11 protein-coding genes are annotated in these 17,056 nt (G+C 49.7%); all 11 read right to left on the bottom strand.

Annotated elements, in window-relative coordinates:
* Positions 1–81 precede the first annotated feature (81 nt).
* The gene (locus tag BWI93_RS04175) at positions 82–807 is read right to left on the bottom strand and encodes a vancomycin high temperature exclusion protein (protein WP_176454127.1); all 726 of its coding nucleotides are present in this window, start codon (positions 805–807) and stop codon (positions 82–84) included.
* A gap of 61 nt (positions 808–868) precedes the next feature.
* On the bottom strand, positions 869–3,487 hold the full coding sequence (locus BWI93_RS04170) for a DNA gyrase/topoisomerase IV subunit A (protein ID WP_094808893.1): 2,619 nt from the start codon (positions 3,485–3,487) through the stop codon (positions 869–871).
* 257 nt (positions 3,488–3,744) lie between these two features.
* Positions 3,745–4,380: a CoA pyrophosphatase gene (locus tag BWI93_RS04165; protein WP_094808943.1), complete on the bottom strand. Its 636-nt coding sequence runs from the start codon at positions 4,378–4,380 to the stop codon at positions 3,745–3,747.
* A 189-nt stretch (positions 4,381–4,569) separates the two neighbouring features.
* Entirely contained in the window at positions 4,570–6,141 is a 1,572-nt protein-coding gene (locus BWI93_RS04160) for an NAD(P)/FAD-dependent oxidoreductase (protein ID WP_094808892.1), read from the bottom strand.
* A gap of 158 nt (positions 6,142–6,299) precedes the next feature.
* Positions 6,300–7,133, bottom strand: coding sequence for a hypothetical protein (locus BWI93_RS04155; protein WP_255157723.1), 834 nt, complete (start codon positions 7,131–7,133; stop codon positions 6,300–6,302).
* 41 nt (positions 7,134–7,174) lie between these two features.
* The gene (locus BWI93_RS28510) at positions 7,175–7,429 is read right to left on the bottom strand and encodes a hypothetical protein (protein ID WP_255157722.1); all 255 of its coding nucleotides are present in this window, start codon (positions 7,427–7,429) and stop codon (positions 7,175–7,177) included.
* A gap of 111 nt (positions 7,430–7,540) precedes the next feature.
* The gene (locus BWI93_RS04150) at positions 7,541–9,022 is read right to left on the bottom strand and encodes a VCBS repeat-containing protein (protein ID WP_094808891.1); all 1,482 of its coding nucleotides are present in this window, start codon (positions 9,020–9,022) and stop codon (positions 7,541–7,543) included.
* A gap of 79 nt (positions 9,023–9,101) precedes the next feature.
* Complete coding sequence (locus BWI93_RS04145) at positions 9,102–10,025, bottom strand: sugar phosphate isomerase/epimerase (RefSeq protein WP_094808890.1); 924 nt, start codon at positions 10,023–10,025, stop codon at positions 9,102–9,104.
* A gap of 199 nt (positions 10,026–10,224) precedes the next feature.
* The gene (locus tag BWI93_RS04140) at positions 10,225–12,015 is read right to left on the bottom strand and encodes a RagB/SusD family nutrient uptake outer membrane protein (protein WP_094808889.1); all 1,791 of its coding nucleotides are present in this window, start codon (positions 12,013–12,015) and stop codon (positions 10,225–10,227) included.
* A gap of 18 nt (positions 12,016–12,033) precedes the next feature.
* Positions 12,034–15,639: a TonB-dependent receptor gene (locus tag BWI93_RS04135; RefSeq protein ID WP_094808888.1), complete on the bottom strand. Its 3,606-nt coding sequence runs from the start codon at positions 15,637–15,639 to the stop codon at positions 12,034–12,036.
* 233 nt (positions 15,640–15,872) lie between these two features.
* Complete coding sequence (locus BWI93_RS04130; protein ID WP_094808887.1) at positions 15,873–16,964, bottom strand: FecR family protein; 1,092 nt, start codon at positions 16,962–16,964, stop codon at positions 15,873–15,875.
* Positions 16,965–17,056 lie beyond the last annotated feature (92 nt).

The following is a 17,056-nucleotide window of genomic DNA, read 5'->3' as shown; positions in this document are numbered from 1 at the left end:
TTCCCGCAAAAGTAACAAAACCCGAACCAACGGCCCGGGTTTTGCGGAGATAAAGGTTTGTATCGGTCCGAAACAAACGTTTTATAGCGTATCGTCCATTTTCCGTTTCCGGCGTTCGTTCTCGATGGGCTGATTCGTTTTGGCAAACGAGGGATTCAGAAAAAAAACATCCATTACCGCTCTCGGTCGGGCCAGATATTCCCGAACCAGCGTTTTCAGCGAATAGCCATTCGGGACATCCTGAGCCGCAAAAGCGACCGCATCTACCCCCAGTTGATCGGCTAAGAATAAAGCCCGGGCATTATGAAAAGGCTGTGAGATCACGGTAACGTTTTTGTGCTTAAACACTTCCCGGCAACGTACAATGCTATCGTACGTGCGGCGTCCCGCAAAATCGTGCTGAATGATATTGGCCGGTACGCCCAAATTCACCAGAGCGTCCTCCATATCGCGGGGTTCGTTATAGTATTCCGAATCGTTATTACCGCTCAGAATCAACACTTTTACTTTACCCTCGTGATACAGCAGGGCCGCTGCTTCCATGCGATGCTTGAAAAACAGATTTTCGCGACCGTTGGCAATGTACTTGCTTGTCCCTAATACCAGCCCCACATCGTTGGTGGGAAGCTGTTTGATAAAGTAATAATTCTTTCCCTGCGTACTCAGGACGACCCAGGCATTACAGAGCAAAACCAGCATTAGAACCGCAAACGCTCCTTTCATCGCCCACTTGGTAATTCTGGCTACCCAGTAAGCGGTGGTATTCACGCGACGTGAAGCCCGGAAAAGAAGCGTTCGGTCTACCATACGAAAATTTGTCTAGCACCGGATCTGGCTGGCTTGGCTCCCCTAAGCTCGGAAGCTTTGCCTAACCAAACAAATCTAATTGATTAATCGGAGCCGTGTCATCCTGTTCTTCAGTAACTTTTTCTTCGGAGGAATGTTCAGGTTCCGTTTCGGTTTCAATCGGAATCTTTTTCACTTCCTGGGGCTTTTCCACCGGCTTTGAAGCCAGCGTTTTCACCTCTACCACTTTATGCGATGAGAGCTTATTACCCAGGGCTTTCCAGCCCCGTACTTCCACGAACTCATCCACGGCCACTTCCTCTTTCTCGACGGGTCCTTTGTCCTTTTCCTTCGTAGCTACCTCGATTCGCGGATGAGCGTCTACGCTCGCCATCAGCAACTTAGAACCTTTCGCCTCGCTGATAAACTGAAATTTCTTATCGATCGTAGTCGTTTCGATGTGGAAACGCTTCACAAAATGGTTTTTCTGGGCAGCGTCGTAATGAACTGCGGAGATCACCGTTTCCGGGGTGTATTTGGTCAGCACCAAGATCTGATCCTGCTCGTAACGATTCGTCAGTTCAAAGCTGGTCAACTCGTAATTGCCATCTTTGTACACCACCAGGATGGAATCTTTCGCTTCGAAATTCCCCAGGTACTGCCCCCGATTATCGCGGTTGAGGCGGCTGATGGTCGCATCGTACCAGATGTCTACGCCGCCCAGCGTGGATACTCCCGTACGTTTGAGTTCAACTTTACGAACCGGGAATTTCGTCACCTGATTCCCCAGTGCTTCGCGGTTTTTGATGGCGAGTTTAGCAAAATCCCATTCAAACTGCTTCACCTTGGCCGTACAGGAAGCCGTCAACTTGATCTCTACGGTCTCCGCTTCTCCGTTGTCGTTAGCCGTAAACCAGAGTAATTTAGACTTTGGATTACCCGCTGTCAGGTCATACTCCCGATCGCGGGTTACGGCCGTTACACAGAACCGTTTCGCGTAGGTAACTCCGGATTTGGAATCGCTGTAGATCAGGTTGTACACCCGGCGATCATCTCCTTTGCGGAATATACTGCAGAAAATAATGTCTTTCCCGACAAATACTTTTTCCTGAATTTTGGTCACCAGGCACTTGCCGTCGCGGCGGAAAACGATGATGTCGTCGATATCGGAACAGTCGCAGACGTACTCGTCTTTCTTCAATCCAAAACCGATGAATCCATCCTCACGGTTGACGTACAGCTTGGCATTCGTCGCCGCCACTACGGCCACGGATACGGTATTAAAGTTTTTGAGTTCGGTTTTACGTTCGCGACCTTTGCCAAATTTCTTCAGCAGATTTTTGTAATAATCGATCGCGTACCGGGTCAGGTGTGCCAGGTGATCGAGCACTTCCGTCAGCTCATCATTCAGGCGTTTCATTACTTCGTCGGCCTTGAAAGCGTCGTAGCGGGAAATACGTTTGATTCGGATTTCCAGCAGTCGTAACAAATCGTCCTCGACAATTTCCCGGTAAAAATTCTTTTTATAAGGCTTTAGCCCTTTGTCCACCGTGGCAATTACCGCTTCGAAGGTTTCGCATTCCTCGATTTTGCGGTAAATGCGGTTTTCGATGAAGATTTTTTCCAGCGAAGAAAAGAGAATTTTTTCCTGTAGTTCGTTCTTCCGGATTTCGAGTTCCTGCCGTAGCAAGTCCTTGGTCTGCTCGGTATTAATTCGCAGAATATCCGTTGCGTTAGAAAAAACGGGCTTATCGCCGATGATGATACAGGCATTGGGCGAAATGCTTACTTCGCATTCCGTAAAGGCGTAGAGGGCATCGATGGTAATATCCGGGGATACGCCCGGAGCCAGATGCACGTGAATTTCCACGTTTCTCGACGTCAGATCTTCTACTTTACGAATCTTGATTTTGCCTTCATCGTTGGCCTTGATGATCGAGTCCTTTACGGAAGTCGTCGTGGTGCCGTACGGAATTTCGTGGATCACGAGCGTCTTCTTATCCAGCTCGCGGATTTTCGCCCGTACCCGTACTTTGCCTCCGCGTTGCCCATCATTGTAGTTGCTGGCATCGATCATACCTCCCGTCGGAAAGTCCGGCAGTAAGGAAATCGAGTGCCCTTTCAGCACTTCAATGGAAGCTTCGCAAAGTTCAATGAAGTTATGGGGCAGAATTTTGGTGGAAAGCCCGACGGCAATCCCTTCCACGCCCTGGGCTAGTAGTAAAGGGAATTTAACGGGTAGCGTAACCGGCTCGCGTTTCCGTCCATCGTAGCTCAGTTGCCATTCGGTAGTATCTTCGTTGAAGACGACTTCCTTACCGAAAGCTGACAGACGTACTTCAATGTACCGGGCTGCGGCTGCACTATCGCCCGTATTGATATCGCCCCAGTTTCCCTGACAATCAAACAGCAGGGACTTCTGACCAATGTTTACAATGGCATCGTAAATCGAGGCATCGCCGTGCGGGTGATACTGCATGGCCGCCCCAACGACGTTGGCTACTTTATTAAAACGGCCATCATCCAGCTCGCGAAGGGCGTGCAGGATGCGACGTTGTACGGGCTTAAATCCGTCTTCAATAGCGGGGACAGCCCGCTCCAGAATCACATAGGAGGCATATTCCAGAAACCATTGCTCATACAGCCCATCGACGGACATTTGCTGATGCAAGGATTCTTCCTGTTCGAGTGCTTCGGACATGGGTAAAAAACGGGTTCAAATCGAATGGGAAGCAGACCCCATTCGTGGGGTAAAACACTTGGTATTTTGAAGGATCTGCCCTGTTAACTCCCTGATATTTAATGTATATATGGAAATTGTCAGTACTTCAGATGAATCGTACCTTTTTTGAAGCAGACTGCTCTGCTCATGGGTAAAGATAGTGAATTTTAATGAATATTTTACGCCACCTATCGCTTATTCCTTCAGAATTGTATATAAAATTTACTCATTTCCTTCTACTGGGCTTCATGCACGACTACCAATAATTCGGCAATCATCATGGCCGTAGCACCCCATACTTTATTCTCCTGCAACAGGTAATAGGGAGCGTCGAAAACGAAACCTTTGGATTCGCGTTTTTCGGTACCGAGAATGCCTTCATTCATCATCTCCATTAATTCTACTTCGAAGATCATATCGACTTCTACGGGATCCGGATAAAAATCAGGGCGGTACGGCAGGGTTCCGACGACCGGTAACACCCAGAAGTTACTGGGTGGAATATACAATTTGGTGAGTGAACCCAGGATCTTTACGTCACTGGCTTTGATTCCAATTTCTTCCTGAGCTTCGCGTAAGGCCGTATGAATCAAACTTTTATCGGTTCGTTCCATGCGTCCACCAGGAAAAGCCATCTGACCGCCGTGCACCCCTTCGTACTTAGGCCGAAGAATCAGAGGCAGATAGATATTACCCAGATACTGGTAAAATAAGATCAAAACGGCACTTTGCCGCGTGCGTTCGTTGGGCTGGATTTTGAAGCGAGTCCGGCTGCCGGAAGCCATTTTCTGATGGGCCAGTTCACCCGGCAGCGGCTCTTGCAATCGCTGGCTGAGTGACTGGGAAAATTCAGAGAAGGTTGCCGTAGTCAGATTCATATTGGTGAGGAAATTTCGGGGTGTGCCCTGCAAGATACGTCTTCCTGACTGAAATCAGCACATACTTTGCGGAACTCACCCGTGGTTTAGGTACATAAGTTACTGAAACTGTTCGGATTCGGTCACTCATTTTTTTATCTCGACTTCTGATCCCCGAAAACCATTCCCCGCCCCTTTTCCGGCTTAGCGGCGGTAACGATCGACCAGGGCTTCAGCACAACGTTCGCCATCTACTGCCGCCGAGACAATCCCTCCGGCGTATCCGGCCCCTTCTCCGCAAGGATACAGTCGTTTGACCTGTATGTGTTCATAACTTTCGCGATCCCGCGGAATCCGTACGGGTGAAGACGTTCGGCTTTCTACGCCAATGAGCTGACCTTCGTTGGAGGCATAGCCCCGCATGCGTTTGCCAAATTCCTGTAAGCCCAGCTTCAGGGGTTGAGCAATGGTTTCGGGTAACAGGCTCGATAAATCCAGAGCGACCAGTCCGGGCTGATACGAAGTCTCGTTCAGCGAGGACGATACCTTACCCGTCAGGAAATCCTGTACCCGCTGGGTAGGTGCCAATTGTGTTTGCCCCGCCGCCTGACAGGCTTGCTGCTCCACTTCCTGCTGATAGCGGAGTCCGGCCAAAGCCCCGTGTTTACTGTATTTTTTCCAATCGGGCTCGTTGACGGCTACCACCATGCCTGAATTGGCGAAGTAGGAATCGCGGCGGGAAGGCGACATGCCATTGACGACCAGCTCGCCGGGAGCCGTAGCCGCCGGAACGATAAAACCACCTGGACACATACAGAATGAAAATACGCCCCGTTCAACACCCTTGTACTGCGTTTGAGCGACCAGACTGTACGAGGCAGCGGGCAGAATGCCCCGATCGGGCCGGTGGTACTGCAACTGGTCAATCAGCGACTGCGGGTGTTCGATCCGCACGCCCATCGCAAAAGGCTTGGCTTGCTGCAGGATGCCCCGTTTCTCGCAGAGTTCGAAAATATCCCGGGCAGAATGTCCCGTTGCCAGAATGACGCCCAGCCCCGTATAGCTTTGCCCGTCAGCGGTAATAACGCCCCGCATTTCTCCTTTTTCCAGGATAAAATCGGTGACTTTCGTATCAAACTTGATTACTCCTCCGGATTGCAGAATTTGTTCGCGAAGGGCGGCCACGACATTGGGTAACTTGTTGGTGCCAATGTGCGGGTGGGCCTCCACCAGAATATCTTCGACGGCCCCATGATTAACCAGAATTTCGAGGATACGCCGAATGTCCCCGCGTTTTTTAGAACGGGTATAGAGCTTTCCATCGGAATACGTACCCGCCCCGCCTTCGCCAAAGCAGTAGTTGGATTCGGGATTGACCAGATGTTCTTTGTTGATTGCAGCCAGATCCCGGCGACGGGCCCGCACGTCTTTCCCGCGTTCGAGTACAAGCGGACGAACCCCCAGTTCAATGAGCCGCAAAGCTGCGAACAGTCCCGCCGGGCCTGCCCCCACGACAATTGCCGTCTGAGCCTGGCTCACATTACCGTACGAGAATTCGTACTGCCGTTGCGGTTGGGGTGTTTCGTTGATGAAAACTTCGGCTTCGACGTTAATTTTTACCTGTCGACTTCGAGCATCGACGGATTGCCGGGTCTTGCGTACCTGCCAGTCGCTAGCCTCCAGGGGTAAGCTAAATTCATCGGCAATGAACTGCCGAAAACGGTCCGTATCCAGAGCTATTTCGGGCTCTAGTACGTAGGATACTGTTTTTTTCATGCGTTCGTAAGGTAGTTAACCTTAAAAGGGTTTTGGGTTTTGATTTGACTTCCTTCGTTGTTTCTGTTCCCCGCTGTTCCAGATTTATAAGCCGAAAGAGCAGACTTCGGAAAGAGCAGCCGTAACGCTACACACAAAACCCTAGACTCAAAACTCTACTAAATCAATTTTTCTATGCTTTGATACGCCTGATCGACCATTTCGTTGAGTCTGCGGGAAACGAGCCGGGCCGAGCGTTTTTTATCTTCGATTTCCGAATGAGTCAGTGAATCTAACACCTGTTTCACCTGAGTATCCAGCTCTTCGTCAGTATTGATTAACCAGGCAGCATCCCGAAGAAGTTCCCAGGTATCCGCTTCTTTACTACCGCAAAAAAGAATGGGTGAACCCGAACAAATGGCACTCACGGCTTTGGATGGCACGGCAATGTGCGTCCACTGCGGCAGAAGGCTAACGAGCTGTATATCCAGCCAATGAAGTTGGGCCCGGGGAATGCTTTTTAATATCGTAATCCCTGATTTTCCTTCGGCCAGTTTCAGTAGTCCTTCGGCTTTGGTGCCGTACAGGGCCAGTACTAATTGCTGTTGTTCTGGATTAAACTGACGAATAACACTTTCCAGAAATTCTGCTGAATGAGCCTCCCCTACATTACCAGCGTAGCCCAGGTAAATTTTGGTATCATCCGAATGCCAGTCGGGTCGGGTTTTATCCCTGGACTGATCCACGAGTACGCCACAGGGTAAGAGGATGGTGGGAATGGACTGCTGGTAGTTACGTCGCAACAGCTCCGCCTGATTTGGTCCCAGAGCAATCAGGGCTTTGGGAGCGTTTTCGTAGGTTTTCTTGAGAATCCAGCGGTACAGGCGGTTGGTTGGTTTGATTTTCCCGTCGGCGGCAAAACCTTCCGGAAATAAATCCATACTCCACAGGATCCAGTTTTTCCGCTTTAAAAACAGCGAAGCCCAGAACGGAAGTAAGGGCGGACTGGTCATAACCAGCAAAGGCCCTTTCTTTAGCTTCAATGCCTTCCGAATCAGCAGAAAGCCATCGAGCGGCCCCGCAATGAATCGGAAGAGTGGGTTTTTCCCTCGTAAATCGTCGATACAGCGTGCGTATGACCGACGGGTTTGCGGACGGCTCCGCCCCCGTCGTACGTACGGTCAATATGAACAATGTGTACCTCAACGCCATGTTTTTCAATCAGTACCTGAGCTAAATCCCAGGCCGATTCGCCCGTAATACCGGGATTGGGCGGATAATGGCGGTTGACAATGGTAAGTGACTTCATGCTGGGGAATAACCATCGCTGCCGCGTTTGTTCGGCAGACCTATGATTTGCAAAAATAACACCTTCCCTCGGTTTCAGCGGAGATTTTCCAGTCAAGCCTTGCCAAGGCTGTCACTCCCTGGTCTTATTTCGCAGTACAATCAGGGGCAACTGGCTATTCCAGTTAGGTTGATAATCTTCCTGATTATTGAAGCCACGGCTATAATTTCCCAGTACAATATCCAGATCGCCGTCACCATCCCAGTCCTGAGCGTCCATACAAATCCAGCGACCGTAGGCGTGAACGGGTACGGCGTGCGGCACGAAATGGCCATTGGCCTCCTGCTCAAAGTAGATGAAACTTTCTTCAGGCGTACGTTTGAAATCGGCGAAAAAGGCAATGGTCGCCAAATCCATGTCGCCATCCTGATCGAAGTCGGCGGCTATCACCTTGGTACTGCCGTTAACGGGATAAAACCACTGCTGTTTAAATTTGAAATCCCCCTGATTGATGAAGGTATATACCCCATGGTAAGGCTTGAGTATCTTGGAGTAATCGCTGTTGTCACCACTCGTGTACACTAAATCTAACTGACCGTCTTTGTTCAGATCAATCAACTGAAAACTGGTTGACCCCGCCAGGGGTAAAAATCGCTGTACGTTTCGGGCTTCAAACCCACCTTTTTGATCGTTCGTAAACAACCAGAGGCCTTCGTCCCCGTGGGCAAACAGGGCCATACAGTCGGGCCAGCCGTCTTTATTAAAATCGTCTACAACTACCTGCGTAGCTCCGGCCTCGGCCCGAATCGGCTGGGTTTGGTACGAGCCATCGGCTTGTTGTACGGACAGATACAAACCTCCCTGATTGTGGCCAAATCCGCAGATGATCCAATCCGTACGACCATCTTTATTGAAATCACCGGGTACCGATTGAATAGGTCGAATCAAGGCATTCGCGATGACCTTCGTCTTCTTCGTCCGCAAATCGACGTTCACCACCTCTCCCACGGGCTGATCTACCGCCAGTAAGGTACCAATTGTCGTAACGACTGCTTCCGTCGGACTCACAAAGGCCGCATGCACAACGGGAGAGTTCAGCGTCGCTGCTTCCGAACGACGCAGGGTCTTATCCCAGGCATACAGCGTTGGCTGCCCATTCTGCCCCGAGTAGATTTTTCCCTCGTGAAACTGCACCATAGTGGTCAGTGCCGATTCCGGAAATTCGCTGGGCTTTTCCAAAGCAAAGATGGACCAGTCCTGCTTTAACGCTTCTCTCGGAGCAGCCTTCAGACGATCAGGAGCATTTTTTTCGAAATAGGTCACCAGTTGCGTCCATTCGGCAAACGACAACGCTGATTTCTGCTGATTGTTAGCCACCTGATAGTACTCGCCATTGGCCGTTGTAGGAATACCCAGTTTTGGAGCCATCGCGGGCAGGACGTGCTTCAGCCAGGTTTCCTTGTCCAGTTGTTCGGGTTTTACGGGCAAATGACAACCCGAGCAATGGGTTGCTACCAGTTCGGCTCCGTCGGGTTCTTTCTTCGTTTCCGAAGTCGGACCGCAGCCCATCAGCAAACTCAAGCCCATCACCCAGAAACGATGTACGTTGTTCATACGGAAAGAATAGCATTTGTATTCATTGAAAAATCCCGCCTAACCTCTCGGGTAAGCGGGATTTTTTAAACTAATGTATCTAAGCCAAAATCTTTGATAAATGCTCGTAACTGGTTTTAATACTATCCATCGATGGAGCCAGATCCTGCTCGACAAAGAAGTACTTCAATCCAGCGGTTTTGGCCGCGGCGAAGGCGTGTTTGAAGTCCACGATGCCGTTGCCTACTTCGGTAATGGCGTTCAGATCCTTTTTGATGTCTTTGATATGCCAGAGCGGAAAACGGCCCGGATGCTCCTTGAACAAAGCCACCGGATCTTTACCCGCTTTGGTCGCCCAGGCCAGGTCTAATTCCATTTTTACCAAATCCGGACTCGTCTGTTTCAAAATGACTTCGTAGGGGGTCTTCCCTCCTTCAACCGGATCGAATTCCGTCGCGTGGTTGTGATACGCGAATTGCAGACCCGCCTTTTTACTGGCTTCTCCCGCTTTTTGAAAGACCTCGATGGAGCTGTTGATCTCGTCCATCGTGGCCACGGGCGTACTTGCACACACCAGATACTTGAGGCCCGCTTCGGCGGCATCGTCGACGAGCTGCTGGTAGTTATCCCGCAGGTTTAGCATGGGCGGAATGGTCATGGGTTTACCATCCGAGCCCGTCGGTAGTTTCATCCCCGGACGCGGCTTGAAGGGTGCTCCTACGGCGTGGTGTGAACGCCACTTCATCCCCAGATCTTCTACTAACGCTTTAAATTCTTTCGGTTTATATCCGTAATAACCGCCCCGACTACTAAACGCCGACTCGATCTCCTTATACCCGATGGCGGCGATTTGCTGGAGCGTCCCCTGCGGGTCCTTATTCATCGGTTCAAATACCGTAAAAAGCTGTATGCCGATAGGCTTGGCGGCTAGGTTATGCTCTTTTGCCTGCGACAGAAAGGGATAAACCGTACTACCAGCCAGCAAAAAGCCGGCCTGTTTCAAGAAGTTACGACGTGCCTGCATGAGTGTTTGGGGTTTAAAGGATTCTGTTACCAAGATCTATTCAAGTTAGACTTTTTGTTCTAATGAATACAGGTCTTTTCAGGATCACGGAAAGTTATTTCTAAATGAAACATCCCGAAAGTTTTGAGGCTTTCGGGATATTTATAGAACAGGTCTGGGATGAGCGACTCAAAACGCCCAACCCTAAATTCAAAACCCGCTAGTATCCCTGATTCTGTTTCAGCGTGGCCTGTCCATTTACCGTGGAAAGGTCAATTTGTCGCTGGGGAATCGGGAAGTAGTTGTTCTTGGGAGCCGTAAATCGACCACCGGTCAGGTCCGTAGTGATTTTGCTTTCGTACTGGATGTAGTTGTTCAGGGTCTGCTCCGCAATGCCCCACCGGGAAAGGTCAAAGAAACGGTGTCCTTCCATGGCCAGCTCGAGTTTCCGCTCGAAATAAATGGCCTGTAAGGCTTTGTCTTTTCCGTAACCGGCGAACGTTCCAGCTGGGTAAACGGTCACTTTGTAGTTCGCGGCAGGCGTCGTTGAAAAACCAGCCATCGGACTGCTTTCATTCTGATAGTTGTACACCAGATTCACGGGTTTGGCGGCCCGGGCCCGTACCAGATTCACGTATTCCTGAGCCTTTGCCAGATTACCCAACTGAGCTTCGGTTTCAGCGGCCAGGAGCAGTACATCCGCAAAACGAATGATCAGTACGTTAATAGCCGTGCCGGGAGCCCAGGTACTTTGATCCGAGTATTTATCCTGCGTAGCCTGCCAGTACACGTTCTTTTTCGGTGAATACGGACCGGCATAGGGTTGACTCCGAATCCAGGCCTGACCGGGGTGTCTGCCCCAATCCAGGTACGGGATGCCCCGACGACCCACCGTCCAGTCCAAACGCGGATCAAGCGTGGTGTTGTCCGGCGTAAAGGGGCTGGTTGAAAGAACGCCCATATCACTTTTTACCGGCGTACTATTGTACGTATCCACGTAAGGCAAACCCGACGCATCCGTCCGATACGAGTTCACCAGATCCTGACTAGGCTGGTAAAAACCGCAGCAACGGAAGGGACTTTGATACGGGAAATTCAGCATCTGACCCCGGTTGGCATTATCAATGTTATTGGTACCATCGTTGGCAACCATCTGAACCGCAAAGACCGACTCGGCATTGTTTTTCGTAGCCGCATCGAAGTTATCTTCGAAGCGATCCGTCAAGGCATATTTCAAACCGTTGGATGTTACTCCGCTGGCGATCACCTGATCAAACATTGCTTTGGCTTCGCTGTATTTCTTTTGGTAGAGATACGTTTTAGCCAGATACGCTCCGGCCGCCCACTTATTGGCCCGCCCTACACTACCTTGTTTATCAGGCAGGTTATCAAAGGCAAATTTGAAATCTGCTTCGATATTGGGCCAGACGTTTTCTGTATTCGGTTTATAGAAATCCGTCGCATTTGGGGCACTGTAATCACTCGTATTTTCGTCGATCCAGGGAATATTATTAAACATCTTTTTCAGATCAAAATAATAATGTCCCCGCAAGAATCGGGCCTCCGCTTCAATGGTTTTCGACTCTGTAGCAGTCAGGTCCGTCACTTTTTTCACGTAATATAACGTCGTATTGGCCCGGTTCACCCCTTCGTAACCGGCTCTCCATTTACTGTTGAAAAAACCGTTACTCGGGTTTTGCGTATACGTCATTAAATCGTTCATACTCCCCTGATCCGCTCCATCACTGCCTTTGTGAGCATCGCCCCCGGACACACTGCCGTAAATCCAGTTACCCGGAGCCACTTCCCAGGCACTCTGATCAGTCGTCGTAATACCGTCCAGCACGGCGTAAGCTCCCGTCAAGAGTGTATTCACACCCGCTTTACTGGTTAGCTGCGTATCATTAATTGCACCCAGTGCCGGTTGATCCAGAAACGTATTGTTGCAGGAAAAAGTAGTCAGGCAGGCTGCCAGCACTGCCGTAACCTGAATGTATCGTATCGTTTTCATCGAGTTCCGCACGTTTGTTTAGAAGGATAAATTCAGACCTAATAAGAATTGACGCTGGTTCGGATATACCCCTTCGTCGATACCAAAAGACGTCGTAGTAGAAAAAGACTGGTTGTTACTACCACCCGAGCTATTATTGGTATTTACCGTAGTGCCAATTTCAGGATCCAGGCCCGAGTACTTGGTGATGGTAAACAGGTTGGCTGTCTGAACATACACCCGTAAGCGGCTCACGCCTACGCTTTTCAGCATGTTAGCCGGGAAGGTGTATCCAATCTGGGCGTTCTTGGCCCGGAGGTACGATCCTTTTTCGATGTAGTACGAGTTGGGTACCTGGTTCGTACTGAATGAGCCTTTATCTTCCTGAATCGGAGCCTTGGCGTTCATGTGATCCGGCGTCCAGGAATCGTAGTAAGCCGTATAACTCTTCGCTCCCGCAAAGTTGGTATAGAAGTCCGTCCACCAGCGTACGTTATTCCAGATGTCATTGCCTTTTACGCCGTACAGGAAGATCCCGAAGTCGAAGTTTTTGTAATTCAAGCCCAGATTGATACCGTAGCTAAACTTCGGGTTTGGATTGCCCAGGAAGGTACGGTCAGCGTCGGTTACCTGTCCATCTCCATTGACGTCAGCGTAGCGGAAACGGCCCACGGCTACATCCGTCTGATAAATGGCTGAGGCATTGCCCGTCCGCTCGCGAGCCTGTTGATTGGCCTGATTGATTTCATCCTGTGAATCCCAGAATCCATCAATTTTGTAACCAAAGAACTGACCAATGGAGTGTCCCACGGCGTTGCGTACAATGCTACTACCGTTGAAACGACGACCTTCCTGATCGAAGTAGCTGGAGCCATTCGATACTTTCTGAATTTTGTTATCGTAGGTAGTTAACGTTCCCGTTACATTGAATTTCAGGTCACTGGTGATGTTGCCATTCCAGGTTATAGCCAGATCGATCCCTGAGTTTTTCATGTTGGCAATGTTCACGAAAGGAGCACTACCCAAGCCCACGGTCGCAGCCAGTTCAGGATTGTAGAGCAGGTCGCGGATATCCTTGCGATAGTAATCCAGGGCGATATCCAGTTTTCCTTTGAATAGCGTTGCATCAATACCAATGTTGGAGTTGATGTTCCGCTCCCACTTGGCATCGGGATTACCGATACGGGTTCGCTGAAAACCTTCCTGGATTTTATTACTTCCCGTAATGTCATAATAGGACTGGCCCCGAATTCCGCCGTAAGCCGTATAGGCGTTTGCCGGATCTACGTTCAACTGGTTACCCATGATTCCGTAGCCACCCCGCAGTTTCAATTCCGTAATCCACGATACGTTTTTCATGAATTCTTCCTGCGAAATCCGCCAACCCGCACTGAATGCCGGGAACACCCCGTATTGCGTATTCAGGAAACGCGAAGAGCCATCCCGACGTACCGTCGCACTCACCAGATACTTGCCCAAAAGATTGTAATCAATTCGGCCAATCAGGGAGAATAGAGCATCGGCATAGCGGCTGCTGTAATTGGTAGGCGTACCGGAACCCGTAGACAGGTTCGTGAAGTTCGGATCGAACGAGAAGTAACCCGTCGTCGTACCCCCTACGTTACGGCCCCGGTTGCGATAGGCTTCCGTACCCACTAACACTTTTAGATCGTGCGTATTATTGAAATTGTGTGACCAGGTCAGGGTGTTCGTCCAGGTCCAGTTGAACCCGCTGAACGTATTTTCGGTGTAGGAGTTTATGGTCAGGTTTTCCGCATTTTCGTATTCGGGGTAGGCAAAGCTGTTGAAAGCTCCCGAGAAAATTTCACCCCCGAAACTACTCCGGGCCACGAAGTCCTTGAGAAAATCAGCCTCGATGTACATGTTACCGAACAAACGATTGTTTAAGCCTTTGTTGTTACGAGCCCGCTCCTGAATCGCTACCGGGTTTTTAGCATTACCTAAACCATCCCCGAATGAGCCTGCATAGTTGCCCCGAATATCGTATACCGGAATAATGGGCTGCATCCGGAACGCCATACCGATGGCACTACCTTCGGTGGACGAGTTTACCCGACGGTTATCCGAAACGGCAAACGCCAGGTTTTCGCCTACGCGTACGTGGTCGCTGATGTTGAACTGGCTGTTCGAGCGGATCGTATACCGTTTCAGGTAGGTGTTCAGCAGCGTTCCCTGTTGGTTGAAGTAGTTCAGCGAAAACAAATAATTACCCTGCGTTCCTCCACCACTTACCGCTACGTTATGGCTCTGTATACTAGCTGGTTTAAATATTTCATGAAACCAGTCCGTACCCGCTTTATTGGCTCGAACAAACCGAGCAAAACGATCGTAATCAGCTTTGTCCGTATAGTTTGGATTGACGTAATATTTAGATTCATCAACATTATCGTCAGTCATATCATCCGGTTTTTCAATGTACGTAGGCAGTCTAGGATCTGGCCCTGTACCGTACTGAGGATCATCGATGGCTTTGTCTGATGTATTTCGCAACGCCCGGAATTTCAGATTGGCCATGTCCTGGGGTGAAAGAATATTCCAGACATTACCACTCTTCGGTGTTTGTACACCGTAATACGCATCGTACGAAACCTTGATTTTTCCGCTGCCGCGTTTCGTCGTCAGAATCACTACCCCGTTGGCCGCCCGCGAACCGTAGATCGACGCCGAACCGGCATCTTTCAAAATCTGCATGGAAGCGATGTCATTAGGGTTGATGTCGTTGATGTTCTGCGTCGGCACGCCATCCACGACGTACAAAGGCGAGTTATTACCGAAGGTGTTGATCCCGCGAATCCGGATTTGCGGAGCTTCCCCCGGCTGACCTGAACCCAGTACCGTCACCCCGGAAGCACGACCCTGTAACTGACTGGTAATTTGCGGCGAAGGCTGCTCCGTCAACTGTGATACGTTGATCACGGATACGGCACCCGTCAGATCCTGTTTCTTTTGCGTACCGTAACCCACGACAACTACTTCCGTTAGTTGCTTGGTATCGGCCTCCAGCGTAACGTTAAGAGAAGTCTGGTTCGCGATTTCTACTTCCTTGGTGGCATAACCGATGGAAGAGAAAATGAGCGTTCCCGATCCGTCCGGTACATTGAGCGAAAACTTACCATCCGCATCCGTACTCGTACCCGCCGAACCACCTTTCAGGCGTACCGTCGTACCCGGAATACCCGCACCCGCGGCGTCGGTGACGCGGCCGGTGATGACTACGGCCGGAATCGACATCAAACTACTGCTCCCCCCCATTCGGGTCGGAAGGGTGGTGATGTTGCGGCTTAGAATGATATTACCGCCCGAAACTTCATACGTTAATCGGTACGGCTGGAGTAATTGAGCGAGAACCCGATTCAGCGATTCATTTGTTACGGAAATCGTCACCTTACGATCCGCCTGAATGAGCTGGGAACTGTAGACAAACTTTACGTTCGCCAGGCGTTCCACGGCTTTCAAAGCTTCTTTGATGGATTGTCCCTGTATAGATAAGGTTACTTTCTTATTGAGCAGATCCTGGGCCTTGCCGTCATAGGCAAAACTCATGGTAAACAGGGACGTAGCCAGTACTAGTTGAATGACCGTGATTTTCATGAGTGTCAACAGTACCCTTTTCGTTTTTTTCATACATTTGAGGTGTTTTGTTGAAATGCGATTCGACAAAAAGAATCCACGGGCAACTCTTGCGGAGTTGTCATCACCTGGTAAGTGAAAGCGTGGAAAAAGTAAGTCGGCGGTGCTGGTAACACTGCCGATTTTTTTGGTAGGCGGTTAAGCTTTAATCATAGGCACGGGCTGGAGGTTTTCGTTGTAGGATAATCGTTTTAGTACTCGCGGAAGTCTGTTGGTTTACTATTTATTCAGCAGCCTTTGCCGTATACGATAATCTGTCCATCCAGAATTTCATAGCGGGCTTCAACTGCTTTACAGATAATGGTAAGCATCTCAAACAGCGGACGGTCGGTAAAAGAAGCCGTCAGCGGGCATTTAGCCATTACTTCTTCGTCATAAATGATATTAACACCATAAGCCATTTCCAGTTTACTAAACACTTCCCTCAACGCCGTATCACTAAATTCGAAATTGCTTACGGTTGCCTGATGGCTAATGAGTTGAGGTTTTTTTACGATCTCCTTGACCAGTTGCGGATCTCCTTGCTGAAAAACAATTTGCTGGTTCGGGGCCAGAATGACGGCTTTGCGTTCCGTCTGAGGTGAAATTCGTACCTCTGACCGATTGCGATGAAACACCGAAACTCGACCCGATAATACACAAACACTGGCTCGGTCGCCCTCGGCCTGGGCATTTACTACAAAGCTGGTTCCCAGCACTTTCGTCACTAAATCATTGGCGTATACGTAAAAGGGACGATCCGGATTCCGTTTCACTTCGAATAAAGCCTCTCCTTGTAGATACACGATTCGTTTAGTTCCCCGAAAGGCTTGATCGTAGCTCAATTTGGCACCGGATTTGAGCACCACGGTACTGCCATCGGGTAAACGGATAAATATAGGCTGGGTACTTGTATTGACCTGTTCAGTCAGCGAACAGTGGCAGGCTTCCGTCAATTGCTGATAGGGCGTTACTTGCTCCTGTTGGCATTTATACCACGAAACACCCCAGCTGATGCCCGCTCCTAACCCGGCTAACAATACAACTCCCGCCGCTATACGACGAAGTCCAAAGCCAATGATCCGTGGTTGGTGTGGTAATCGTTGTTGTACCTCCTCGACCAGTCGTTGTACCTCATCATCTCTTAACTCGCGGGTAGGTTTCACTCGAATGGCTAAGGCCAGGGTCCGAGCTTCCTCCACCAGCTCTCGCTTATGCGGATACTGACAGAGCCACGCATCCCACTGGGCTGATGATTCATTAGGAACCCCTCGTACCCAATCCAGAAACGAATCGTCAGCCAGAAAATCTTCTATTTCATAATGACTGTGTGATTTCATTGTTTCGATAGATTTTTTTGCTGGCTTACATGACTAGTATGCAGAGAGGCCGAAAAATCTACTGATCACAGTGTAAAAAAATATATAAAAAA

The sequence above is a fragment of the Siphonobacter sp. BAB-5385 genome (assembly GCF_002261125.1).
Taxonomy (GTDB): domain Bacteria; phylum Bacteroidota; class Bacteroidia; order Cytophagales; family Spirosomataceae; genus Siphonobacter.
Note: the sequence above shows the minus strand (reverse complement) of the source record. Positions and strands in the feature narration are given on the sequence as shown.

Coding starts and splice junctions, on each gene's coding strand:
- BWI93_RS04130 (WP_094808887.1), bottom strand. CDS start 16,964: ATGAAATCACACAGTCATTATGAAATAGAAGATTTTCTGGCTGACGAT.
- BWI93_RS04145 (WP_094808890.1), bottom strand. CDS start 10,025: ATGCAGGCACGTCGTAACTTCTTGAAACAGGCCGGCTTTTTGCTGGCT.
- BWI93_RS04160 (WP_094808892.1), bottom strand. CDS start 6,141: ATGAAAAAAACAGTATCCTACGTACTAGAGCCCGAAATAGCTCTGGAT.
- BWI93_RS04150 (WP_094808891.1), bottom strand. CDS start 9,022: ATGAACAACGTACATCGTTTCTGGGTGATGGGCTTGAGTTTGCTGATG.
- BWI93_RS04155 (WP_255157723.1), bottom strand. CDS start 7,133: ATGACCAGTCCGCCCTTACTTCCGTTCTGGGCTTCGCTGTTTTTAAAG.
- BWI93_RS04170 (WP_094808893.1), bottom strand. CDS start 3,487: ATGTCCGAAGCACTCGAACAGGAAGAATCCTTGCATCAGCAAATGTCC.
- BWI93_RS04175 (WP_176454127.1), bottom strand. CDS start 807: ATGGTAGACCGAACGCTTCTTTTCCGGGCTTCACGTCGCGTGAATACC.
- BWI93_RS04140 (WP_094808889.1), bottom strand. CDS start 12,015: ATGAAAACGATACGATACATTCAGGTTACGGCAGTGCTGGCAGCCTGC.
- BWI93_RS04135 (WP_094808888.1), bottom strand. CDS start 15,639: ATGAAAAAAACGAAAAGGGTACTGTTGACACTCATGAAAATCACGGTC.
- BWI93_RS28510 (WP_255157722.1), bottom strand. CDS start 7,429: ATGAAGTCACTTACCATTGTCAACCGCCATTATCCGCCCAATCCCGGT.